At 68.3% G+C, this 22,367-nt stretch carries 20 protein-coding genes; 9 read left to right on the forward strand and 11 right to left on the reverse strand.

Going from position 1 to position 22,367, the window contains the following annotated elements; translation table 11 throughout:
* Nucleotides 1-3 precede the first annotated feature (3 nt).
* From K206_RS0102300 to K206_RS0102310, 3 genes are all read right to left on the reverse strand, one after another.
* On the reverse strand, nucleotides 4-897 hold the full coding sequence (locus K206_RS0102300) for a spermidine synthase (RefSeq protein WP_020200788.1): 894 nt from the start codon (nucleotides 895-897) through the stop codon (nucleotides 4-6).
* A gap of 129 nt (nucleotides 898-1,026) precedes the next feature.
* The gene (locus tag K206_RS0102305) at nucleotides 1,027-1,782 is read right to left on the reverse strand and encodes a tetratricopeptide repeat protein (RefSeq protein ID WP_020200789.1); all 756 of its coding nucleotides are present in this window, start codon (nucleotides 1,780-1,782) and stop codon (nucleotides 1,027-1,029) included.
* A gap of 128 nt (nucleotides 1,783-1,910) precedes the next feature.
* A complete protein-coding gene (locus K206_RS0102310; RefSeq protein WP_020200790.1) occupies nucleotides 1,911-3,455 on the reverse strand; it encodes a PAS domain-containing methyl-accepting chemotaxis protein in 1,545 nt (514 codons plus the stop codon).
* A gap of 359 nt (nucleotides 3,456-3,814) precedes the next feature.
* On the opposite strand from K206_RS0102310, the gene K206_RS0102315 reads away from it, so the two are divergent.
* Nucleotides 3,815-4,510, forward strand: coding sequence for a mobilization protein (locus K206_RS0102315; protein ID WP_020200791.1), 696 nt, complete (start codon nucleotides 3,815-3,817; stop codon nucleotides 4,508-4,510).
* A gap of 56 nt (nucleotides 4,511-4,566) precedes the next feature.
* Here K206_RS0102315 and K206_RS0102320 read toward each other — a convergent pair whose 3' ends face one another.
* From K206_RS0102320 to K206_RS0102335, 4 genes are all read right to left on the reverse strand, one after another.
* Nucleotides 4,567-6,138 carry a lyase family protein gene (locus K206_RS0102320; RefSeq protein ID WP_020200792.1) on the reverse strand — a complete coding sequence of 524 codons (1,572 nt, stop codon included), beginning with the start codon at nucleotides 6,136-6,138 and terminating at the stop codon, nucleotides 4,567-4,569.
* 251 nt (nucleotides 6,139-6,389) lie between these two features.
* Nucleotides 6,390-7,454, reverse strand: a complete 1,065-nt coding sequence (locus K206_RS0102325) for an Ldh family oxidoreductase (RefSeq protein ID WP_020200793.1) — start codon at nucleotides 7,452-7,454, stop codon at nucleotides 6,390-6,392.
* A gap of 110 nt (nucleotides 7,455-7,564) precedes the next feature.
* Nucleotides 7,565-8,479, reverse strand: coding sequence for a GntR family transcriptional regulator (locus K206_RS0102330; RefSeq protein ID WP_043365157.1), 915 nt, complete (start codon nucleotides 8,477-8,479; stop codon nucleotides 7,565-7,567).
* Between the two features lie 89 nt (nucleotides 8,480-8,568).
* Nucleotides 8,569-9,849: an MFS transporter gene (locus K206_RS0102335; RefSeq protein WP_043365159.1), complete on the reverse strand. Its 1,281-nt coding sequence runs from the start codon at nucleotides 9,847-9,849 to the stop codon at nucleotides 8,569-8,571.
* A gap of 215 nt (nucleotides 9,850-10,064) precedes the next feature.
* Here K206_RS0102335 and K206_RS0102340 point away from each other — a divergent pair, with 215 nt between their 5' ends.
* Nucleotides 10,065-11,171 carry a lactonase family protein gene (locus K206_RS0102340; protein ID WP_196812831.1) on the forward strand — a complete coding sequence of 369 codons (1,107 nt, stop codon included), beginning with the start codon at nucleotides 10,065-10,067 and terminating at the stop codon, nucleotides 11,169-11,171.
* Between the two features lie 262 nt (nucleotides 11,172-11,433).
* Here the strand turns inward: K206_RS0102340 and K206_RS0102345 are convergent, their stop codons facing one another.
* On the reverse strand, nucleotides 11,434-13,569 hold the full coding sequence (locus tag K206_RS0102345; protein ID WP_020200797.1) for an alpha/beta hydrolase fold domain-containing protein: 2,136 nt from the start codon (nucleotides 13,567-13,569) through the stop codon (nucleotides 11,434-11,436).
* A 73-nt stretch (nucleotides 13,570-13,642) separates the two neighbouring features.
* On the opposite strand from K206_RS0102345, the gene K206_RS0102350 reads away from it, so the two are divergent.
* The 3 genes from K206_RS0102350 (at nucleotide 13,643) to K206_RS41295 (ending at nucleotide 15,009) form a co-directional block, all read left to right on the forward strand.
* Nucleotides 13,643-14,317 (forward strand): TetR/AcrR family transcriptional regulator, encoded by a 675-nt coding sequence (locus K206_RS0102350; RefSeq protein WP_231401525.1) that lies wholly within the window; start codon nucleotides 13,643-13,645, stop codon nucleotides 14,315-14,317.
* Nucleotides 14,318-14,443: 126 nt separating this feature from the next.
* Entirely contained in the window at nucleotides 14,444-14,641 is a 198-nt protein-coding gene (locus K206_RS41290; protein WP_081651297.1) for a type II toxin-antitoxin system VapB family antitoxin, read from the forward strand.
* Entirely contained in the window at nucleotides 14,638-15,009 is a 372-nt protein-coding gene (locus tag K206_RS41295) for a type II toxin-antitoxin system VapC family toxin (RefSeq protein ID WP_081651296.1), read from the forward strand. The genes K206_RS41290 and K206_RS41295 overlap by 4 nt, the downstream gene beginning before the upstream one ends.
* Before the next feature lie 126 nt (nucleotides 15,010-15,135).
* On the opposite strand, the gene K206_RS0102355 is transcribed toward K206_RS41295, so the two are convergent.
* The 3 genes from K206_RS0102355 to K206_RS0102365 all read right to left on the reverse strand — a co-directional run bounded on the left by K206_RS0102355 (nucleotide 15,136) and on the right by K206_RS0102365 (nucleotide 19,176).
* Nucleotides 15,136-15,678, reverse strand: coding sequence for a DNA-deoxyinosine glycosylase (locus K206_RS0102355; RefSeq protein WP_020423635.1), 543 nt, complete (start codon nucleotides 15,676-15,678; stop codon nucleotides 15,136-15,138).
* Nucleotides 15,679-15,736: 58 nt separating this feature from the next.
* Nucleotides 15,737-17,650, reverse strand: a complete 1,914-nt coding sequence (htpG, locus tag K206_RS0102360) for a molecular chaperone HtpG (RefSeq protein WP_020200800.1) — start codon at nucleotides 17,648-17,650, stop codon at nucleotides 15,737-15,739.
* A gap of 125 nt (nucleotides 17,651-17,775) precedes the next feature.
* A complete protein-coding gene (locus tag K206_RS0102365) occupies nucleotides 17,776-19,176 on the reverse strand; it encodes a PLP-dependent aminotransferase family protein (protein WP_369796859.1) in 1,401 nt (466 codons plus the stop codon).
* A 201-nt stretch (nucleotides 19,177-19,377) separates the two neighbouring features.
* Here K206_RS0102365 and K206_RS0102370 point away from each other — a divergent pair, with 201 nt between their 5' ends.
* The 4 genes from K206_RS0102370 to K206_RS0102385 all read left to right on the forward strand — a co-directional run.
* On the forward strand, nucleotides 19,378-20,061 hold the full coding sequence (locus tag K206_RS0102370) for a VOC family protein (protein ID WP_029043145.1): 684 nt from the start codon (nucleotides 19,378-19,380) through the stop codon (nucleotides 20,059-20,061).
* A gap of 75 nt (nucleotides 20,062-20,136) precedes the next feature.
* Nucleotides 20,137-20,856, forward strand: a complete 720-nt coding sequence (locus K206_RS0102375) for an alanyl-tRNA editing protein (protein WP_020200803.1) — start codon at nucleotides 20,137-20,139, stop codon at nucleotides 20,854-20,856.
* Nucleotides 20,853-21,506, forward strand: a complete 654-nt coding sequence (locus K206_RS0102380; protein WP_020200804.1) for a LysE family translocator — start codon at nucleotides 20,853-20,855, stop codon at nucleotides 21,504-21,506. The genes K206_RS0102375 and K206_RS0102380 overlap by 4 nt, the downstream gene beginning before the upstream one ends.
* 9 nt (nucleotides 21,507-21,515) lie before the next feature.
* Nucleotides 21,516-22,367: DMT family transporter (locus K206_RS0102385; protein WP_043365167.1), on the forward strand; the 852-nt coding region annotated here is incomplete at its 3' end.

Raw genomic sequence — 22,367 nt, forward strand, 5'->3', positions numbered from 1 at the left:
GGTTCAGATCTTCAGCCGCTCTTCCTGGCGGGCGTTGGCCGCCCGCAATCCCTTCACCCACGCGCGCGCCGGCAGGCCGGTCGCTTCCTCGACCACCTTCGCGCGCAGCGCCAGCACTTCCCACGACACGTCGATCGCGGGGCCGTTGAAGGCCAGCGCGATCACGTTGCCGTCGTGCACTTCCGGGAACACCAGCACGCGGTCGTCGAAGGCCTCGCAGATGCGCACGATGTTCTTGGGGAAGCTGTCGTGGTCGCCGAACAGGTTGATGGTCATCACGCCGGGCGCCTTGAGCACGCGGCGGCACGCCTTGTAGAACGCCGTGGTGTCGAGCACCGGGCCGCGCGCGGTGGCGTCGTAGAGATCGACCTGCAGCACGTCGAGCGCCGCGGTGTGCGCGCTGTCCATCACGTAGTCCCAGGCATCCTGCTCGCGCACGGTCAGGCGCGCGTCGTCCTCGCGCAGGCCGAACATGCTGCGCCCGGCCACGATCACGGCCGGGTTCAGCTCCACCGCGGTGACGCGCGCGCGGCTGAACTGGCGGTGGCAGAACTTGGTCAGCGCCGCCGCGCCCAGGCCCAGCTGCGCGACGTGGAAGTCCGGCGCCGACGGCGACAGGAACAGCAGCCACGCCATCATCTGCTGGGCGTATTCCAGCTCGATGGCGTCGGGCTTGCGCAGGCGCATCGCGCCCTGCACCCACTCGGTGCCGAAGTGCAGATAGCGCACGCCGTCCATCTCGGAGAACGTCACCGGCGCGAAGCGCGGGGTCATGCGCTTTTCCTCGCGCGCCTTGCGCTCGCTGCGTTCATTGCGTTCATTACGTTCGGCGCGCTCGCCGCGCGCGGGGCGGCGCGAGGCCACGGCTTCGATGGATTTGCGTTTCAGGAGGGTCATGTCGGTCCAGGGAAATGCGGAATGCGATGCGGAATGCGGAATGCGAACAGGCGCGCCGCCCGGGCGGGACGCGGCACCGGACGACCAGGAATCGGCAACGGCGCGGAAACGGCTGCCAAACGGCCGCCGTCAGGACTTGCCGAGCGCGCCCTGCGCGCGTTGCAGCCATTCGCGGTTGTGCTCGCGCGCGTGGCGCGGCCAGTGCTTGCCGTCGTGCACGATGTCAGCGTACAGCGCCCGGGCGCGCTCGCGGTCGGCCGCGTCCGGGCGCGCGCCCAGCCAGTCGGCGAACAGGCAGCGCGCGGCGGCGTCGCTGGCGCAGGCGAGCGCCTGCTCGAACGCGGCGCGCGTGCCGGGCGCGTCGGTCGCGGCCAGCGCGCGTGCATACAGCAAGGCCGGATCGGCCTGCTGGCGCGCCTGCGGCTGGGCCTCGAACAGGCGCTCCAGCGTGCCGGCGGCGGCGGCGTGGCCGCCGGTGGCGAACTGCGCGCGGGCCAGCCCCAGCAGCAGCGCCGGGTCGCTGGCGAAGGGGCCGCTGGCGGCGGCCTCGTAGTGCTGCAGCGCCTCCTTGGGCTCGTCCGCGTCCAGCAATGCCGCGCCCAGGCGCATGCGGTGGTCCACCGTCGGCGCGCGGTCGAACGCGGCGCGCGCCTCGCGCACGGCGCGGTTGGGGTCCACCAGTTGCCCGATGGCGCGCGTGGCGGCGCGCGCGCCGCGCGTCTGGCGCAGCGCCGGCAGGTAGATGGCGAAGAAATACACCACGCTGCCCAGCCCGGGGAACAGGAACAAGATCAGCAGCCAGTACATGTTCTGCTGGGTGCGCACCGCGTGGACGGCAAAATACAGCGCCACGATGACGTGGAAACCAATTCCGAGATAGGGCATCGTCCTTCAATCCTGTATGGCACGCGCCGGCGGGCAGGCCGCCGGCGCTCACAGGCAGGATTGTGACAGATGCGCGCGGCGCGGCCGGAAGACGGCCCGGCAAAGGCCGTGAGCGTGCGCCGCCGCCGTCAGCGGAACACGCTCACGGCCTCGACCAGGCGCGTCGCCTGCTGCTTCAGGCTCTCGGCCGCCGCCGCGCTCTGCTCGACCAGGGCCGCGTTCTGGTGGGTGATGTGGTCGAGATCGCTGACCGCGCTGCCGACCTGGGAGATGCCGCTGATCTGCTCGGCGGTGGCCGCGCTGATCTCGGCGATCAGGTCCGATACCCGCTTCACCTGGGCCACGATGTCCTCCATCGTGCGTCCGGCGTCGTCCACCAGCCTGGCGCCGGACTCGACGTTGTGGACGCTGACGTCGATCAGCCCCTTGATCTCCTTGGCGGCGTTGGCGCTGCGCTGCGCCAGGCCGCGCACCTCGCCCGCCACCACGGCGAAGCCGCGGCCCTGCTCGCCCGCGCGCGCCGCCTCCACCGCCGCGTTGAGCGCCAGGATGTTGGTCTGGAAAGCGATGCCGTCGATCACGCCGATGATGTCGGCGATCATCTTCGAGCTCCGCGTGATCTCGCTCATGGTCGCGATCACTTCGGAGACCGCGCGCCCGCCCTTCGACGCCGCGTCGCTGGCCGAGCCCGACAACGCGTTGGCCTGGGAAGCGGTCCCGGCATTGCTCTTCACCGTCGCCGTCATCTCGGTCATCGACGACGCCGTTTCCTGCACGCTCGACGCCGCCTGCTCGGTGCGGGCGCTGAGATCGATGTTGCCGCGCGCGATCTCGTTGCTGGCGGTCTGCACGTTGATCACCTGCTCGCTGACGTCGTCGACCAGCCAGCGGAACATCAGGCCAAGCTGGCTGATCGTGCGCAAGGTCATGCCGATCTCATCGACGCGATTCATGTGGACCGCCTTCTGGCTCTCGCCCGAGGCAACCCGCAAGGCCTGCTCCCGGACCGCTTCGAGCGGTCTCGATATCTGCGCTTCGAGGCACCACGAAGCCAGCAGCAGCGCCAGCGCGGCCATCCCGGCAAACCCGCCCAGCATGGCGCCGGCCAGCCCCGCGCCCCAGGCGCAGGCGGCCATGACCGGCAGCAGCGCGAACAGCGCCAGGCGGATGCGCCAGCGCACCGGCATGACCTGCGCGAGCGAGGTCCAGCCCATCAGGCCGGTGCGCACGACCAGCCCCTTGTGGATCTTGCGGTTGCCGGCCTTGCCTTCGCGCAGATCGCGATAAAGCGCCTCGGTGGCCGCGATCTCCTCGCGCGAGGCCTTGGTGCGCACCGACATGTAGCCGACCTGCCGCCCGTTGCGCACCACCGGCGTGGCGTTGGCCCGCACCCAGTAGTGGTCGCCGTTCTTGCGCCGGTTCTTCACCAGGGCGGTCCAGGGCTCGCCGCCCTTGAGCGTGGCCCACATGTCGGCAAAGGCGGCTTCCGGCATGTCGGGGTGGCGCACCAGGTTGTGGGGCTGGCCCTGGATCTCCTCCCGCGAGAAGCCGCTGACCTCGACGAACGCGGCGTTGGCATAGGTCACGCGGCTCTGCGTGTCCGTGGTGGACATGAGCGTGGCGTTGTCGGGAAACTCGAACTCCTGCTGCGTCACCGGCTGGTTGTTGCGCATGACACTCCTCCTCTGTGGGATCGATGGGGGCATGGCTTGTCATCGCAGGATGGCCTGGCCTGACGGCATCCGGCGTGACGCATCGCGGGCGATCGTTCCTGCCCGCGGATCCCACGGGGCCGCGACCTGCCATCCTGCCTTCCGCCATTCCCTGTCTTATCGGGACCGGCCACCCAACTTGTAGCCCTGCTTTCCGGGGGGGAGGTTTCATTGACAGCGGATGCCCGATGCGCTGCGCCGGGCCGCTCCGGGCGGCGGCGCGGCATGCTACTTGCTACTGTCATGTTTCGCAGTCACCTTGGCGAAACCGGGGACTGCCCTTCCGGCCAGGCCCTCTCCATCACAAAGGAAGCGCAGAAATGAGCCACATCCACTTCATCGGCGGTGAAAAGGGCGGCGTCGGCAAGTCGCTCGTCGCGCGCCTGCTGGCGCAGCATCTCATCGACCGGGGCATGCCGTTCCTGGGTTTCGACACCGACAAGTCGCACGGCGCGCTGCTGCGCTTCTATGCCGATTTCGCCGCGCCCGCCGTACTCGACGGGCACGACAGCCTGGACCCCATCATCGAGCACGCGATCGAGGCGCCGCAGCGGCGCATCCTGGTCGACCTCGCGGCGCAGACGCAGCAGTCGCTGGCCAACTGGATCGACGACGCGGACGTGCTCGGCCTGGCCGAGGAACATGGCCTCGCGCTTACCTGGTGGCATGTGATGGATGCCGGGCGCGATTCGGTCGACCTGCTGCGGCAGTGGCTCGACCAGTTCGGCGGGCGCATCAAGCTGGTGCTCGTCCTCAACGAAATCCGCGGCGACCGCTTCGAGATCCTGGCGGCGTCGGGCGAACGCGAGCGGGCCGAGGCGCTCGGCGCCAGCGTGATGACCCTGCGCCACCTGCCCGACGCCACGATGCAGAAGATCGACCGGCACAGCGCCAGCTTCTGGGCCGCGGTCAACCACCCGGACCGCTCCGCCACCGGGCTCGGCCTGCTCGAGCGGCAGCGCGTCAAGGTGTGGCTGCAGCGCGCCTACGCGGAGATGGAGCGGCTGCCCTTGTAGACATGCGGGCACGCGGGCGCCACCGGCCGGCATGCCGCGCGGCGCCGCCGGCCGCCCTACTTGCCCGCCGGCGGGACCATCTTCGCGAAGTCGGCGTCCAGCCGCGCCAGCGCGCCGTCGATCTTGCCGCGCCGCGCCTGGATCCACGCATCCTGCTGCGCCAGCCGCTGCCGGGCGGCGGCCAGCATGCGCTTCATCTCCGCCGGCTGCGGGCCGCCGCTGGTGGCGCGCGCGTTGGTGATGGCCAGCGGGTTGAGCGCGGCGCGGAATTCCGCCTCGCTCATCGGCAGCTCGCCGGCGTCGTATTCCTTGCCGGCCTCGCGGTAGATGTCGCGGGCCTTCGCGTACGGGAAGTCGCTCGGCCGGATGTCGCTGGCGCGCGCGTACTCGACGATTTCCGAGGCGAAGTGGTGGCCCACGCGGAACGGCACCTTGTACTTGCGCATCAGCACGTCCGCCAGTTCCTGCGAGGCGGTCCAGTCGCTGTTGAGCTCGTCGAGCGCGCGCTCGGGGCTGATCACCAGCGCGCCCAGGATGCGGTCCCAGTCCTTGAGCACCTTGACCGCGCTGCCGACCATCTCGCTGTTGGGCCTGACCTCCTTGGCGTCCGGCATGCCCGGCGGGATGTTGTGCGCCTCGATCACCGGCCCCAGCGCCAGCGTGATCGCCATCGAGGCATCGTGGCGCGCGCCGTTGAGCAGGCCCGGGTTGCGCTTCTGCGGCATCGCGCTCGACACGTAGGTATTGCCGCCGCCCTCGGCCAGCAGGATCCACGGCCGCGACTGCGCGTACTGCGTCATCACGTCCTCGATGAAATTGCCGGCCTGCAGCGCGATGGTGGTGACGATGGCGCCCACCTCGACCGGATACTCCGCCGACGAGATCTGCGCCGCGTCGTAGGCGTTCTCGACGATGGCGTCGAAGCCGAGGTAGCCCGCCATGCGCTGGCGGTCCAGCGGCCAGCTCGTGCCGTTGAGCACCGTGGTGCCCATCGGCGAGCGGTCCACGCGCGCGTAGGTCTCGCGGATGCGCTGCGCGTCGCGGTCCAGCGCGGCGGCGAATCCCAGCAGGTAGTGGCCGTAGCTGTTGGCCTGCGCGGCCACGCCGTTGGTGTAGTTCGGCACGATGGTGGCGCTGTGCTTGTCCGCCAGCGCCACCAGGGTGGTGGCCGTGCGGTTCAGCTGGTCGGCCAGGGTCAGCAGGTTGTCGCGCATGATGGCGGCGCGGTAGGTGGCGTGCATGTCCTGGCTCGAGCGGCCCGCGTGCAGCAGCGTCACCTCCACGCCCGCGGCCTGGATCAGCAGCGGCTCGAACGTGATCACGCTCGACGGCCGCTTGCCGCCGGGCTGGCTGCCGTCCTGGAGCACGCGGGCGATGCCCGCCGCGACGCGCGGCGCCACGGCCTGGTCGAGCAGGCCCTGCTCCGTGTTGATGACCGCCGACGCCTTGTTGATCTCGCCGAGCCAGAAGAACTCGTCGCGCCTGGCCGTCTGCTGCGCGCCGGCGCAGGTGGCATACAGCGCCGCCAGCAGGGCGACGGCGCGCAGGCGCAGGGCCCCGGGCTTGCCGGCTTTCGCGGAAAACAGATGGAATGGGCGCGCGGAAACGCGCATGTTGCGGTGCATCATGTTGCGGATCTTCCTGATCGGGTTGGTCGTCGTTCTGGCTGCCCGGTCTTGATCCGCGCTCGCGGTCCCGCAGTGCCAGTTGGCCGTGATTCTACGCGCCCGGCTTTGCGCGCTCCTGGCCCGGCGCCGCCGCGCGCGCCCCGCGCCCCGATGGCTCGCATGCGGCCGGCCAGATGCGACAAGGCGCACCGGAACCTGCGTTCCGGTGCGCCTCGAACAGACCGCTCAGGCGCGGCCGCCAATCAGTTCGCTCAGGTGCGCGCGACCAGCGCCACGCCGGCTTCGCCAGCGACCTTGTCGAGTCCGGCGAAGGTATCGTGCGGCAGCAGGATGCCGTCCACGACCTGCTGCTCGTGGGCGCGCGCTTCCTTCTCGCCCGGATAGAACACTTCGTCGACGCCCTCGGCCAGCGGCACCGCCTTGAGCGTCTCGATGTAGCGCTCCATGCGCGCGTTGAATTCCTCCATCGGCTGGAACGCGGCGACGTTGAGCGCGATCATCAGGTGGCCGGCGCGGCTGCGGTTGACCGGATCGTAAGGCCCGTGCACTTCGTCCATGAAACCGCTGCCCGACAGGACGCCGGACAGCACGTCGACGATCGTGCCGATGGCATAACCCTTGTGGCCGGCCATCGGCAGGATGAAGCCCTTGAGCGCCTCTTCCGGATCGGTGGTCGGACGGCCCTTCGCGTCGATGGCCCAGCCGAGCGGGATTTCCTCATGCCGCGTCTGCGCCAGGAAGATCTTGCCGCGCGCCACGCCCGAGTTGGCCACGTCCATGATGAGCGGCGCGTGGCGGCCGGCCGGCACGGCCACCGACCACGGGTTGGTGCCGATCATCTTCTTCAGGCCGCCCCACGGCGCCATGTTCGGCCCGCCGTTGGTGGTGACGATCATGATGCAGCCCTGCTCGGCGGCCATGCGCGTGAAATACATGCAGGTGCCGAAGTGGTTCGAGTTGCGCACCGACACCGCGCCGATGCCGTGCGTCTTGGCGCGCTTGATCACGTCGAGCGCCGCGTGCCGCGCGACCACCGGGCCGATGCTGTCGCCGCCGTCCATCACGGCGATCGCGCCGGCGTCGACCGGGAAGCTCAGGCTGGTGTGCGAGCGCATCGCGCCGGAGCGCAGGCGCGCGTAGTACCAGCCGAGGCGCAGCACGCCGTGCGACTGATGCCCCCACAGGTCGGCCTGCACCATTGCGTCGGCGGCAACGTAGGCGTCATCGGCGGTCGCGCCGGTGGTCTGGTAGACGGCGGAGACGAAATCGCGCAGCGCGTCGGGATGCACGCGCTGGAACCCAGCGTTGTCGGTCATGCTCACTTGGAAAACTCCTTTGGTCAAACTCCGGCGCCCCAGACGGGCGCCAGATGTGTCGTGCGGCGCCGTCACGCGAGGGCGCCGCGAAAGTGTCTGCCGGCGGCGGCTTACGCGGTGCGGCCGGCGTCGAATCCGTGCGCGCCGGGGCTCTTGAGCCGGCGCGCGCCGTCCAGGTGGTTGCGCATCAGCCCGGCCGCGCTGAGCAGGTCGGAACGCACGATGGCGTCGAGGATCGCCAGATGCTCCTCGGCCTGGCCCTTGCGCGGCTTGCGGTTGCTGGTCTGGCTGTATTCCGCGAGGCGGCGCAGCTGGTTGATGCGGCGCACCGAGTCATAGATGAAGCGGTTGCCCGACCACTTCGCCACCGCCTCGTGGAAATGGCTGTTGGCGTCGAACAGTTCGGCGGCGGTCATCCACTGCCAGCCGCCGTCGACGATGCGCTGCTGCTCGCGGCGGATTTCCTCCATCTGCTCCGGCTCGTAGCGAAACGCCTGGCTGAGCAGGCCGGTGACTTCGATCGACTGGCGAAAGGCGAAGCTCTCCTCGTAGGCTTCCGGCGAATCGATCATGCCGAGAAAGCGCCAGCCGTGCGCCACGCCCTGCTCGATCCAGCCCTCGCGCGCGATGCGCGAGAGCGCCTTGCGCAGCGTGGTGCGCGCCACGTCGTAGCGGCGCATCAGCTCGGCCTCCCCGACCTCGTCGGGCAGCGCGCCGGCGAGGCGGTCGCCGGCGATCTTCAGGTAGAGCGGCTCGTCGGGCGAGGAGGAAAGCTGCTCGGCGATGGCCGTCAGCGAGGCCGGATCGCAGGCCAGGAAGAAACCGCGGTTGGGATCGTGCTTGACCACGCCGAGTTCGGCCAGCCAGTTCAGCGCGACGTTGATCGGCGAGCGCGAAGTGCCGATCTCGCGCGCGAGCTGGGTCTCGGCCAGGTGATGGCCGACCGGCCGCATGTCGCGGCGCACCAGCGCGACGATGTCGCGCGCGATGCGCACTTGCAATGACGTGGGTGAGATACCGCTCATCGATTCGCGGCCCCGCGCGCGGCGTGCGCGATGCGGGGCTTCATGGATTGAATTATATGATCATAAAAGACTAAACCAGCGCAAGCAAGTCAGGCCTGGGCCAGTTTCGCCGCGGCGCGGGCCACGATCGGCCGGTGCGTCATGGTCAGCGTGAGCACGATGCCGGTGAGCAGCAGCACGCCGGCGATCACGAAGGCATAGTCGTAGCTGCCCGTCATCGAGATCACGTAGCCCGTGACGATCGGCGCGAGCAGCCCGAACACGTTGCCGCCGACGATCACGAAGCCCATCGCCTTGGCGATGTCGCGCTGGTTCGGCAGCATGTCGGAGAGCAGCGAGAAATTGGTCGCGTTGGTCGCCGCGATGCCGCTCAGCGACAGCGTCAGCACCGCCACCAGCGCCGCGAAGCTGGTCGCCAGCGGCACCAGCAGGATCGCCGCGCCGCACAGCATCGAGACCGCGATGGCATGGCGGCGGCGGCCCGAGGCCACGCCCGCGCCCCTGACGTAGCGGTCGCTCAGGAAGCCCGCCAGGATCGCCAGCACCACCGCGCCGCCATAGGGCGCGCCGCTCAGCCAGCCGCTGCTGGTGATCGAGACGTGGCGCGTGCTCTGCAGGTAGGACGGCAGCCAGGTCAGAAACAGATACTGCGCGTAGATGTTGCAGCCCTCGGTCAGCGCGATGCCCCACAGCGTGCGCGAATGCAGCAGGCGCAGCAGGCCGTCCGGCTGGCCTTCGTCGAGCGCCTGCCCGCCGTTGTTGCGCTCGCGCAGGATCATCTCGCGCTCGCCCTGCGACAGCCACCTGGTGCGCTCGGGCGTATTGAAGAAGACCATCCACAGCGCCAGCCAGACGAAGCCGATCGAGCCCGAGATCACGAACGCCCAGCGCCAGCCGAAGGCCGAGATCAGCACGCCGATCAGCGCGAGGCAGAACGCCGGGCCGGCGAACGAGCCGGCGTTGAACACGGCGTTGGCCGCGCCGCGCTCGCGCGCCGGAATCCACTGGCGCACCGTCTTCGCGCACACCGGGTTGCTGCTTGACTCGCCCGCGCCCATCACCAGCCGCGAGGCCAGCAGCAGGCCGTAGGTGCTCGCCGCGCCGGTGAGGATGGTGGCCAGCGACCAGATGCCGATGCCGGCCGCCGCCACGCGCCGCGTGCCGAAGCGGTCGACGAACTGGCCCATCGGGATCAGGAACAGCGTGTAGGTCCAGATGAAGGACGAGAACAGGTAGCCGAGGCTTACCGGGGAAAGATGGAACTCGGCGGCGATGGGCTTCGCCGCGACCGACAGTACCACGCGATCCATGTAATTGATCGTCGTGAGCAGAAAAAGGAAGAGCAATACCCAGCCACGCCTGAAAGCCACCGTTATCTCCTGTTCGAATATGCATGCCGGACCATCTGCGGACGGTCTCGATCGCGTCGTATCCCGCTGCCGGGATGAAAGTCGGTACAATGCGTTTTCTGACCATAAAAGTCAATGGAAAATTTGCGAGGCGCGGCGGGGAGGCATCGACGGATACCATCGACGCACACCCATCCGGCGGCTGGCCGAAAACACTGGAGATGGCTTTGAACGAAATGACGAAAGACATGAGCGGCATGGCGGCGGCGCGCGGCTGGCTGGCCTACGTCGGCTGCCGCACCACGGTGGCCCGCAACGCGCAGGGCAAGGGCCTGAGCGTCTACGCAGTGGATGCCGCCTCGGGCGCGTGGCAACGGAAGCAGGTGGTCGAAGGTCTGATCAACCCGTCGTTCCTGACCCTGAACCGCGCGCAGGACCGGCTTTACACCGTGCACGGCGACTTTGCCGAAGTCAGCAGTTTCGCGGTCGATGCCGCCGACGGCACGCTGCGCTTCCTGAACCGGCAGCCATGCGGCGGCATCAATCCGGTGCACCTGGAGTTGTCGCTCGACGAGCGCGAGCTGGTGATCGCGAACTACGCGACCGGCACGCTGGCCGTGCTGGGAGTGGGCGACGACGGCGCTCTAGGGCCGGTGCGGCAGCTCGTCGGCATGCCGGGCATGCCGGGGCCGCACCGCATCGAGCAAGGCACCGCCCATCCGCACCACGCGCCGCGCTTCGCCAACAGCGGCGGCGCCACCGCCTGGCACATCGTGCCCGACAAAGGCCTCGACGCCGTGTTCGCGGTGCGCTTCGGCGCCAGCCCGGCGGATGCCAGCATCCAGCGCTTCCAGAGCCGCGAATCGGCGGGCCCGCGCCACGTCGCCTTCCATCCCGGCGCGGCGCTGCTCTACGTCGCCAACGAACTCGACTCCACCGTCACCACGCTGTCGTTCGATGCCGGGACGGGCAGCCTCGCCTGCGTCGGCCACGTGTCGACGCTGCCGCCCGCATACAGCGGCCCGAACCGCGTCGCGGGCATCGTCATGCACCCGTCGGGCCGCATGCTCTACGTCTCGAATCGCGGCCACGATTCCGTGGCCTGCGTGCCGGTCGACGGGCACGGCAACGCCGGCGCCCCGGTCGCGTTCGCGCCGGCGCTCGGCGCGTTCCCGCGCTTCATCACGCTCACGCCCGACGGCCGCCGCCTGCTGGTCGCCAACGAACGCAGCCACGCCATCGTGAGCCGGGTGCTGGACGCCGCCACGCTGCTGCCGCGGGCGGAAGCGACCGTGATCGACACGGGCAGCCCGGTGTGCGTGGTGTTCGGCGACGCGCGTTGAGAAAGGCCGGCCCGGCCGGCCTGTCATACCACTCTCTAGATCGGATACGTCCACCTGTTTTCCGAGCGCCCCGAAGACCGGAGCGCAGGCAATCCCCAAAGACAGAGGGATTGCTGCGTGTAACCCACGGCTTTGCTGGAGGAGGTTCATGAATTGTCGATCCTGGCGAAGCATCTAGATCACCGGAGGCCGAGCGCCGTCATGGTTCGTCGGCCTTGTATGCGGTGTGCGTGAAAGCACACCGCCCGCCCGATATTCCGAACTACGGACGCGCCGTTACTTGCCGCGCCCAGGCGCCAAATTCGCCGACAACTTCCTTGGCTTCGGGGAGGAACGGAAACAGGGTGAAAACGTGCACCGAGTCTTCCACCAACCGCAGCGTGATGTCGACATCCTCCTGAGCTGCCTTCTCGGCAAAGCGAGTCGTATCGCTCAGCAATACTTCTTCCTTCGCCGCAGCCAAGAATAGTGGCGGCAGGCCCGATGGGCTGCCGAACAGCGGTGACACCATCGGGTCGGTCGGCTCATGAGACTGAAAGTAGGAAGCGCCGAGCAAGGCGAGGCTATCCCGGTGCGCGGCGGGGTCGGAGCCCGAATACGCCGGCACGGAGGGGCCGCTGAGCGTCAAATCCGTGAACGCACACACGGCAAAGACGCCGGCCGGCGCAGGAAGGCCGGCACCGCGGATGGCCATCGCCAATGCCAGCGCGAGTCCGCCACCGGCCGACTCGCCGCTCAGCACGATTCTTTTCGCGGAAACGCCCGACGCAAGCAGCCCCCGATAGGCCTGCACGGCGTCGTCGATCGCCGCGGGATAGGGATGCTCGGGTGCCAGACGATAGTCGACAGAGTACGTTTGCCCCCGGACCGCATCGGCCAACCGGCTGGCGTATTCCAGCGAACTCCGTGCCGATCCAAGTACATAGGCTCCGCCATGGAAGTGCAGCACTACCGGGCAGTCGACATTCGCTCCTTTCGCCGTCACGTTCAGTGCCCGCACACCGTCAAGGTCAACTTCCCTGGCTGCCACTTCGCGCGGGACGGGGAAGTTCTTCCCGAGCATTCGGTCATAGGCTTCGCGCATGCCATCGTGGCCGCGGGCTACGTCTTCCTGGGCAAATGCGCTCTTCCAGATATCGAACGCACGCTGACTCTCGGGACGCTTCATCCGCTTCCCTTCCCTGGCGTTGGCCAGCCCGATGACCTCTCCCACCGGCTTGCCGGTCGCCTCTCTTTCATCATGCGCCCAGACAAAAGCCCACGACGCTTGCGCAAGCGGATCGATTCGAGCCATTCCCTTCCAGCGACCGTTTCGCTCCTTGATCCGCACAGGATCGGACTCGTGAACCATCTTCACGATTGCACGCGCTCCGGCCTGCACGCGAGTTGTCCGAGGCCGGCGGCGTCCCTCATATTCAACGAGCTTCTGGGGCAGCGTCAGGCCGTCCGATTTCGCCAGCGTCGCAGCCAGCGTCCAGGCATCCTCGATAGACTGACACGCCCCCTGGGCCAAGAACGGGACCATCGCGTGCGCGGCGTCACCGAGAAGCGTTATCCGTCCGGATGTCCAGCTTTCAATCGGGTCGCGATAGTACATTCCGGTGATAAAGCTGGAATCCACTTGCTTGAGTAGCGCCTGCACAGTGGGTTCGGCGCCCTCAAAAGACCGGCGGAGTTCTTCCACGTCACCACTGGTAGACCAGCTTTCCCGATGGACCTCATGTGCGGGCACCGAGGCCAGCACGCTGTAAAGATCCTTTCGAACCCAGTATGAGATTACTGTGCGACCCGGGCCGAACCAGTTGTTGCCGCGCACGGGGAGCGAGAGTCCTTCGAGCCGGGCGGCAGGAATCAATGCACGCCACATCAAGATGTTGGCAAACTGCGTCTGCTCCGGCCCACGCAATGCCGCTCTGACCACAGAGTGAATTCCGTCGGCGCCGACAACGGCATCGCCCTCGTGGCGGACGCCATTTATGTCTTCGACCCAAGCAAGATCCCCGGCCTGGCCAATCCGGGCGATCTTGACTCCCAGGCGGACGGTATCCTGTGGAAGGCTACGCGCCAGAAGTTCGATCAGGTCAGCTCTATGAACGTTATACATTGGTGCGCCGTAACGCCGCGCCGCCTCGGCGCCCAGCGGCGCGTAGTACAGCCGCCTTCCGGTCATCAGATCCCGGTAGTCGAATGCGTCAGGCTGAGTGGCAACCTCCGCAAGATGGCGCTCCACACCGAGTTCGCGGAGTAACAGAGCGCCGTTGCTGGCAATCTGAATACCCGCGCCTACCTCCGTGAGCCGGTCGGCCTGCTCAAGGACAATTGCCTCGACCCCATGATGCCGTAGGGCCAATGCCGCACAAAGCCCACCGATACCTGCGCCTACAATCACCACCCGCATGAGTTGTCTCCGTTGTGTTTAGTTAAGCAATTTGTTTTAATTAATATAGTTCGCTTAGATGGAGAAAGCATTGGTGAAAACCCTCAGATCGGACGGGAACGAAACCAGGGACAAGATCAAGCACGCCGCGCAGCGGCTCTTCGCGCAGCGAGGCGTGGAGGGCGTTACGGTGCAGGACATCGTCTCAGCCGCCGGCCAGCGCAATGGGGCCGCCATTCACTATCACTTCGGCACGAAGAGAGATCTGTTGAAAGAGCTCGTACTCGATGGCGCCAAGCTCATAGATGAGCGTCGGCAGGCCATGCTCGACGAAATGGAAGAGGCAGATACGATCACGGTCCGATCGATGATCGAAGCGTTGGCCATCCCGCTGCTGGAACTGGGGAAGCAGACCGGCCAGTACACCTACATCCGCATGATTGCGAATGTGCAGCTCACCGATCGGGAGTTGCTGCGCGACGTCGTCGGCGACCAGTGGAATATCGGCTACCGTCGATGCCTGGAGCACTTGGCGGCACTTCTGCCACATCTACCCGAATCGGTGCTGCATCAGCGACTGTCGCTGCTGGGCATCTACGGAAGTGCAATCTGGGCCACCTGGGAAGCCGCCACAGATACGAAGGCGACAAACCGATTCTGGGAGCCCGCACATAGCTTGTCGAACGTCATCGACACCCTCGAAGCCGTTGCCAAAGTGGAACCCTCGGCGACAACCCTGGGACTGGTTTCCCGGAGCGCATCGGAGTAACGCGCATGGAGCCTGACATGACGCAGGCGGCCACGGAGTGCCCACACTTGGCTTCAACCGACGCACTGGCACGAAAAAAGGCATCAAACGATGCTATTATAGGTGCTCCAACTTGTGGAGCCGTCCATGCGTACTACCATCGCTCTCGATGACGAATTGATCGCCAAGGCTCAGGCCTATACGGGTTTGGAGGAAAAGTCGGCGCTGGTGCGTGAAGCTCTCAAAGCATTGATCCAACGTGAGGCCGGGAGGCGGCTCGCGAACCTTGGTGGTAGTCAACCCGGCATACAGGGGGCGCCGCGTCGCCGGCAGGACGTCGAATGATCCTTGTCGACACGTCAGTCTGGATAGACCACATTAGCGCGTCCGACCCTTTGCTGGTTAGTTTGCTTGCCGAGGAGCGTGTCCTGGTTCATTCATTCGTGATTGGAGAGATATCGCTGGGCAGTCTACGCAACCGAGACGTTGTGCTCGGTGCTTTACTCGATCTGCCCCGGGCACCGACTGCAACGCCGGAAGAGACGTTCTATTTGATCGAACGAGAAGGGTTATTCAATCGTGGGATCGGATATGTCGATATATCACTGCTGGCATCCGCACGTCTGCATCCCGGCGTCACCATCTGGACTCGCGACAAGCGATTAAAGAACGTTGCCGACGAACTCGACTTGGGCGCGATGCTTGAGCATTAGCCGAGGGTCGGCTGCGGAGTTTCGGCATTCGACCAAGGCCGGTGTTCTTCAGACCGACCTCGCGCTTCCGTGGTCAGCCAGCTATTGGCGGCCGACAGCCCGCTCCAGAAGCGAATGCGGCAAGAGTCAGTCACTATTGGCGTCGGCCCAGTCCCCTAGCCACCTTCGCAACGCCTGCCAGGCACGCAATTTTTCCGCGTAGGGCAGGGTATGAGCCGGGCTACTGGAAGGCAACCTGACCAGGCGATGACCGCCGGCGGCCTGCCCAAGGGCCTTCAATCCAATACGTTCAGCGGTACCGCCATTGAACGCAATCACTGTCAGATTCGGTAGCGATTCGATCAAACCCGCAAGATCATTGCCGGCATGATCACGGATGTTGCTGTCCAGGCTCCCATCGCGCTTCGCTTCCGCCACCACATCCCATAAGCCAATGTTGTGGGCCAGCAGCGTTTGCAGTCGTTCGGCGTATCCCATCGCGACGAGATCCTCGCCCGTAATATCGCCGACCAGCCGCCAGAACTGATTCTGCCGATGCGCATAATACTGCCCCTGCGCCAGCGACGCCTCGCCCGGCAGGCTGCCCAGGATCAGCACGCGCGTGCCGGCGTCGACCACGGGTGGGAAGCAGCGCTTGAGCGCCGTTGTCTGTTGCGGGAGTGCTGTCATCGCGGATGCAGACGCCGCCCTCCCCCGCGCGGCAAGGGAGGGCGGCCGGGGCTGGCTGTCAGGCCAGCAGCTTGTTGATGCGGCGCACGTAGGCCGACGGATCTTCCAGCGTGCCGCCTTCGGCCAGCAGGGCCTGGTCGAACAGCACGTGGACGCGGTCGCCGAAGGCTTCGTCGGCGGGGCCGGCCTCGGCCAGCGCGCGCAGCTTGCGCACCAGCGCGTGGTCCGGGTTCAGTTCCAGGATGGGCTGGGCGTCGGGCGCCTTCTGGCCGGCCTGCTTGAGCAGGCGCTGCAGGTAGCCGCTCATGTCGCCTTCGTCGGAGACCAGGCACGAGGCCGATTCGGTCAGGCGCAGCGTCACGCGCACGTCCTTGGCCTTGCCGTCGAGCACGGTCTTGGCGCGTTCGAGCACTTCCTTCCAGTCGCCTTCGGCCTTCTCCTGCTCGGCCTTTTCGTCGGCGTCGGCCAGCGCGCCGAGCTCGAGGTCGCCGCGCGCGACCGACACCAGTTCCTTGCCGTCGAACTCGCGCAGGAAGGACAGCATCCATTCGTCCACGCGGTCGGTCAGCAGCAGCACTTCGATGCCCTTCTTGCGGAACACTTCGAGGTGCGGGCTGGACTTGGCCGCGGCCCAGCTATCGGCCGTGACGTAGTAGATCTTGTCCTGGCCTTCCTTCATGCGGCCCACGTAGGCGGCCAGCGCGACGCTCTGCTCGGCGCTGTCCTGGTGCGTGGAGGCGAAGCGCAGCAATTTGGCGATGCGCTCGAGGTTGCCGGCGTCCTCGCCCAGGCCTTCCTTGAGCACCTGGCCGAACTGCTCCCAGAAGGTGGCGTACTTGGCGCGTTCGGCCTCGTCGTCGCTGTCGGCCAGCGCCTCCAGCATCGACAGCACGCGCTTGGTGCAGCCTTCGCGGATGGCCTTGACGTCGCGGCTTTCCTGCAGCAGTTCGCGCGACACGTTGAGCGGCAGGTCGGCCGAATCCACCACGCCCTTGACGAAGCGCAGGTAGGACGGCAGCAGCTGCTCGGCCTCGTCCATGATGAACACGCGCTTGACGTAGAGCTTGAGGCCGCCCTTGTGGTTGCGGTCGAACATGTCGAACGGTGCGCGCGCCGGCACGTACAGCAGCTGGGTGTATTCGCTGCGGCCTTCGACGCGGTTGTGGGTCCACGCCAGCGGGGCCTGGTTGTCGTGCGAGATGTGCTGGTAGAACGCGGTGTACTGCTCGTCGGTGATGTCGGACTTGGAACGCGTCCACAGCGCGCTGGCCTGGTTGACGCTCTCCCACTCGCCGGTTTCCTTGTACGCGCTGGTGTCGGCGTCCCACACTTCCTTGGGCATGCGGATCGGCAGCGAGATGTGGTCCGAGTATTTCTGGATGATGCCCTTGAGCTTCCACGCGGAGAGGAAATCGTCCTCGCCTTCGCGCAGGTGCAGCGTGATGGTGGAGCCGCGCTCGGCGCGGTCGATGGCGTCCACGCTGAACTCGCCGTCGCCAGCGCTTTCCCAGCGCACCGCCTCGCTCGCGGGCAGGCCGGCGCGGCGCGTTTCCACCGTGACCTTGTCGGCGACGATGAAGGCCGAGTAGAAGCCCACGCCGAACTGGCCGATCAGCGCGGCGTCCTTCTGCTGGTCGCCGGAGAGCTGCTGGAAGAATTCCTTGGTGCCCGAGCGGGCGATGGTGCCGAGGTTGCGGATGGCCTCGTCGCGGCTCATGCCGATGCCGTTGTCGGTGATCTTCAGCGTGCGGGCCTTGGCGTCCGCCTCGATGCGGATGGCGAGGTCGGCGTCGTTCTCGAGCAGGGCCGGGTTGGCGATCGCCTCGAAGCGCAGCTTGTCGGTGGCGTCCGAAGCATTGGAGATCAGCTCGCGCAGGAAGATTTCCTTGTTGCTGTACAGCGAGTGGATCATCAGGTGCAGCAATTGCTTCACTTCCGCCTGGAAGCTCATCGTCTCGTGCGGTGCGGTCATGGTTCTCCTCTTGGCTAACTTGGCTGACTTGGCTGGAACGGGAATCCGGTTCCCTGGCCGCGGCGCGCTGGCGCCGGGGCAGTGTTCCGGAACATAGGGGCGCGGGGCCCGGATTTCAAGTGCGGCTAGCGGCGCTCGAGCTGGCGCGCCAGGAAGGCCAGCATGCCCGCGTCCTGGCTGCTGGCGACGTTGAAGCGCATCCAGCCCGAGGGCATCTGCGACGGCGAGAACAGGCTGCCGGGCGCGAACAGGTAGCCTTCCTCGTGCCCCGCGGTGGCGATGGCGTTGGTGTCGCGCCCGGTGTCGGCCCACAGGTACATGCCGGCATGCTGGCCCGGGAACAGCGCCAGGCCCATGCGTTCCAGCGTGCGGCGGGTGTCGTCGCGGGCGCGGTCCAGGCGCGCGCGCACGCGCTCCACGTGCTTGCGGTAGTGGCCTTCGGTAAGCACCTTGTAGAGCACACGCTCGTTGATTTCCGGCGAGGCCAGGCCGGCCAGCAGCTTGCTGTCGGTCAGGCTGGCGGCGGTCTCCGGGTGCGCGGCGATGAAGCCCACGCGCAGGTTGGCGGCCAGCGTCTTGGAGAAGCTGCCGAGGTAGATCACGCGGCGCAGCTGGTCCAGGCTGGCCAGCCGCGTGGCCGCATGGCCGGGCGGGCACAGGTCGCAGTAGATGTCGTCCTCGACGATCAGCAGGTCGTACTGCTCGGCCAGCCGCAGCAATTGAAAGGCCTTGGCCGCCGACAGCGAGGTGCCGGTCGGGTTGTGCAGCACCGAGTTGATCACCATCAGGCGCGGCCGGCGCGCCTGCAGGATGCGCTCCAGCGCCTCCAGGTCGGGGCCTTCGGCGGTGTAGGGCATGCCGATCAGCTGCGCGCCCTGCGCGGCGAAGCGGCCGAACATCACGAACCAGGCCGGGTCGCCCACCAGCACCGCGTCGCCGGCGCGCAGGTAGAGCCGGGCGATCAGGTCGAGCGCCTGGGTGATGCCCGAGGTCAGCACGATCTGCTCGGGCGCGGCGCCGATCTCCAGCTCGGCGAGGCGGTTGCGCAATTGCTGGCGCAGCGGCAGGAAACCCTGCGGCGTGCCGCTGACCAGGAAATGGCTGCCCGGCTGGCGGCCCAGCCCGCGCAGCGCGCTGGCGATCAGCTCGCCGTCGAGCCAGTCGTTGGGCAGGAAACCCTGGCCGGGCGACTTGTGCGGCTCGCTCGAGTGATACATGCTGCGCAGCAGCCAGGTCACGTCGATATTGCGCGAGCCGGTGGCCACCGGCGCCACCGCCGGCGCCTGCGGGGTGCGCTCGCGCACGTAGAAGCCGGAGCCGCGGCGCGACTCCAGGTAGCCCAGCGCCACCAGCCGCTCGTAGGCTTCCACCACGGTGAAGCGGGAAATGCCCTTGTCCTGCGCCAGCTGGCGGATCGAGGGCATGCGCATGCCGGCGCGGAAGATGCGCTCGTCGATGCGCAGCCGCGCCCACTCGGTCAACTGCTCCACCAGCGTCATCTGCGCCGACGGCACCGGGCTGGGCATGCGCTCGGTCGGCGGCGGCACCAGGCGCAGCGGGCGCGGCGCCTCGGCCGTCACGCCCCCGGCGGCGGCGCCTGCCTTATCCTTGAGGCCCGGCGCGGCCAGGTCGTCGCTGTTCATGTCGTGCTCCCGCCACTGTACTGTGAATGATCTGCATAACTGTATAGGTACTGTACCGACAACCTTCACTACCATCAACACACAATGACGCTAGCTCTCGACCATCTCGTGATCGCCGCCGCCACGCTCGAGGCGGGCGCGCAGCATGTCGCCGAGGCGCTGGGCGTGCCGGCGCAGCCGGGTGGCGCCCATCCCGGCATGGGCACGCACAACCGCCTGCTCGGCCTGTTCGGCGGGATCTACCTGGAAATCATCGCCATCGACCCCGCGGCGCCGGCGCCGGCGCGCCCGCGCTGGTTCGGCCTGGACGGCGAGGCGGTCCAGGCGCGCCTGCGCGGGGGCCCGTTCCTGCTGAACTGGGCGGCGCGCGTGGCGCGCCCGGCCGACCTGTCGCTGTGGCAGTCGCAGTACCCGGCGCGCATCGCCCCGGTGATCCCGATGACGCGCGGCGACCTGCGCTGGCGCATCACGGTGCCCGAGGACGGCAGCCTGCCCGGCTGGCCCGCCGACGAGGACGGCCCGGCCGTGGCCGGCGACGGCGTGCTGCCCACGCTGATCCAGTGGGACGTGCCGCTCCACCCGTCCGCGCGGCTGCCCGGCCAGGGCCTGGCCCTGCGCGCGCTGCGCGGGCGCCATCCGCAGGCGGCGCGGCTCGGGCGCGCGCTGCAATGGCTGGGCGGCGGCGCGCTGATCGCGCTGGAGCCCGGCGACAAAGCCGAGCTGAGCGCCGAGATCGAGACGCCGGACGGCGTGCGCACGCTGCGCTGAGCACCGGCGGCAACACCGGCAGTACCGGCAGTACCGCATTCACCACAAAAACAACGACCGCAGGAGATTTGAGCCATGCCTCCCACCACCCGCAAACGCTTCGACGACGACGCCTATCTCGGCAGCTGCACCGCCACCGTGGTGGCCGTGCACGCCGAGGGCATCGAGCTCGACCAGACCGTGTGCTATGCCCGCAGCGGCGGCCAGGCGGGGGACACCGGCACGCTCCGGCTGGCCAACGGCGCCACCGTCGCGCTGCTGGAGACCATCTACTCGCCGGACCGCAGCCGCATCCTGCACGTGCCGGCGCCGGGCTCGGCGCTGCCCGAGCCGGGCGACATCGTCGCCGTCGCCATCGACTGGGAGCGCCGCCACCGCCTGATGCGCCTGCATACCTGCCTGCACCTGCTGGGCTCGCTGATCCCGGTGCCCGTGACCGGCTGCGGCATCTCGCCGGACTCGGCGCGCATCGACTTCGACCTGCCCGAGTCGACGCTCGACAAGGGCGATCTGACCGAGCGGCTCAACGCGCTGATCGGCGCCGACAGCCGCGTGCGCATCGACCTCATCACACCCGCGGAGCTGGCCGCCCAGCCGGAACTGGTGCGCACCGTGGGCGCGGCGCCGCCGGCCGGCAGCGGCGCCATCCGCATCATCGAGATTCCCGGCGTGGACCGCCAGCCGTGCGGCGGCACGCACGTGGCCGCCACCGGCGAGATCGGCGCGGTGGTCGTGACCAAGATCGAAAAGAAGAGCCGCACCAACCGCCGCGTGGTGGTGCAGTTCGCGGCATGACGGGCGCGCTCGCGGGCCCGGACTTGCTGGCCGGGCTGTCGATGGCGCAGTTCGCCGCGCTGCTCACGCTGCTGGCGGTGGGCGCCTTCACGCCCGGCCCCAACACCACCATCGCCGCCGTCACCGGCGCCAACTTCGGCCTGCGCGCCACGCTGCCGCACTGCGTGGGCGTGGCCTTCGGCTTTGCCAGCATCGTGGCGCTGTGCGCCGCCGGCGTGGGCGCGCTGGTGCTGGCCAGCCCGGCGCTGGGGCTGCTGGTGCGCGCGGCGGGCGTGCTGTACCTGCTGTGGCTGGCGCTGCGGCTGGCGCGCAGCGCCGCGCTGGCCGACAAGCAGGTGCTGCGCCCGCTGTCGGTGTGGCAGTCGGTGATCCTGCAATACGCCAACATCAAGGCGTGGATGCTGGCGCTGGCCACGGCCGCCTCCTACATGGCCGGCGCGCAGTCGCCGCTGCGCCGGGTGCTGCTGATGTGCGCCGTGTTCGCCGTGTTCGGCTTCGTCAGCAACGGCGTGTACGGCGCGCTCGGCGCCGGCCTGCGGCACTGGCTGCAGGTGGGCGACCGCATCCGCTGGTTCAACCGCGCGATGGGGCTGGCGCTGGCGCTGACCGCGCTGTGGATCGCGCGGTCCGGCGGCCCCATGTCTCACTGAGGTATCGCGATGACGACCCGATCCGCCTCCCTGCCCCGCCCCGGCGCGGCCCCGCACGCCGGCCACGGCGGCGGCATGCTGCTGGGCTTCGTCGGCGTGGCCGTGTTCAGCCAGACGCTGCCGTTTACCCGCATGGCGGTGGCGGAGCTCGATGCCACCCTGGTCGCGCTGGGCCGCGCCGTGGTGGCCGGCGTGCTGGCGCTGTTGCTGCTGTGGCAGCGCGGCGCCTTCGCCGCCGCGCGCCGCCCGCGCGGCAGCCAGTGGTGGCGGCTGGCCGTGACCGCGCTCGGCGTGGTGGTGGGCTTTCCGCTGTTTTCCTCGCTGGCCATGCGCGAGGTGCCGGCCGGGCACGGCGCCATCATCACCGGCCTGCTGCCGCTGGCCACCGCCGTGTTCGCCGCGTGGTTCGGGCGCGAGCGCCCGTCGGCGGGCTTCTGGCTGTCGGCCGCGGCGGGCAGCGCGCTGGTGGTGGCCTTCGCGCTGTGGCAGGGCGCCGGCGGGCTCCAGCACGCCGACTGGCTGCTGTTCGCCGCGATGGTGCTCGGCGCGCTGGGCTATGCCGAAGGCGGCAAGCTGTCGCGCGAGCTGGGCGGGCAGGAGACCATCAGCTGGGCGCTGGCGGTGTCGATGCCGGCGCTGCTGCCGCTGGTGGCCTGGCTGGCGCTCGCGCATGCCGGGCAGATCGCCGCCGCCTCGCCGCGCGCGTGGCTCGGCGTGGGCTATGTGTCGGTGTTCTCGATGTTCGTCGGCTTCCTGTTCTGGTACGCCGGGCTCGCAAAAGGCGGCGTGGCGCGCGTGGGCCAGATACAATTGCTGCAGCCGTTCCTCACGCTGGCGGGCGGCGCCCTGATGCTGGCCGAG

It is taken from the genome of Cupriavidus sp. WS, assembly GCF_000395345.1.
Classification (GTDB): Bacteria; Pseudomonadota; Gammaproteobacteria; order Burkholderiales; family Burkholderiaceae; genus Cupriavidus; species Cupriavidus basilensis_B.

Bases quoted from the DNA above. Each gene is read 5' to 3' on its own strand.
- K206_RS0102315 (WP_020200791.1), top strand. From the start codon at position 3,815: ATGAGCCACATCCACTTCATCGGCGGTGAAAAGGGCGGCGTCGGCAAG.
- K206_RS0102370 (WP_029043145.1), top strand. From the start codon at position 19,378: ATGACGCTAGCTCTCGACCATCTCGTGATCGCCGCCGCCACGCTCGAG.
- K206_RS0102345 (WP_020200797.1), bottom strand. From the start codon at position 13,569: ATGCGGGTGGTGATTGTAGGCGCAGGTATCGGTGGGCTTTGTGCGGCA.
- K206_RS0102340 (WP_196812831.1), top strand. From the start codon at position 10,065: ATGACGAAAGACATGAGCGGCATGGCGGCGGCGCGCGGCTGGCTGGCC.
- K206_RS0102320 (WP_020200792.1), bottom strand. From the start codon at position 6,138: ATGATGCACCGCAACATGCGCGTTTCCGCGCGCCCATTCCATCTGTTT.
- htpG (WP_020200800.1), bottom strand. From the start codon at position 17,650: ATGACCGCACCGCACGAGACGATGAGCTTCCAGGCGGAAGTGAAGCAA.
- K206_RS41295 (WP_081651296.1), top strand. From the start codon at position 14,638: ATGATCCTTGTCGACACGTCAGTCTGGATAGACCACATTAGCGCGTCC.
- K206_RS0102310 (WP_020200790.1), bottom strand. From the start codon at position 3,455: ATGCGCAACAACCAGCCGGTGACGCAGCAGGAGTTCGAGTTTCCCGAC.
- K206_RS0102365 (WP_369796859.1), bottom strand. From the start codon at position 19,176: ATGCCCAGCCCGGTGCCGTCGGCGCAGATGACGCTGGTGGAGCAGTTG.
- K206_RS0102325 (WP_020200793.1), bottom strand. From the start codon at position 7,454: ATGACCGACAACGCTGGGTTCCAGCGCGTGCATCCCGACGCGCTGCGC.
- K206_RS0102305 (WP_020200789.1), bottom strand. From the start codon at position 1,782: ATGCCCTATCTCGGAATTGGTTTCCACGTCATCGTGGCGCTGTATTTT.
- K206_RS0102330 (WP_043365157.1), bottom strand. From the start codon at position 8,479: ATGAGCGGTATCTCACCCACGTCATTGCAAGTGCGCATCGCGCGCGAC.
- K206_RS0102375 (WP_020200803.1), top strand. From the start codon at position 20,137: ATGCCTCCCACCACCCGCAAACGCTTCGACGACGACGCCTATCTCGGC.
- K206_RS41290 (WP_081651297.1), top strand. From the start codon at position 14,444: ATGCGTACTACCATCGCTCTCGATGACGAATTGATCGCCAAGGCTCAG.
- K206_RS0102300 (WP_020200788.1), bottom strand. From the start codon at position 897: ATGACCCTCCTGAAACGCAAATCCATCGAAGCCGTGGCCTCGCGCCGC.
- K206_RS0102380 (WP_020200804.1), top strand. From the start codon at position 20,853: ATGACGGGCGCGCTCGCGGGCCCGGACTTGCTGGCCGGGCTGTCGATG.
- K206_RS0102355 (WP_020423635.1), bottom strand. From the start codon at position 15,678: ATGACAGCACTCCCGCAACAGACAACGGCGCTCAAGCGCTGCTTCCCA.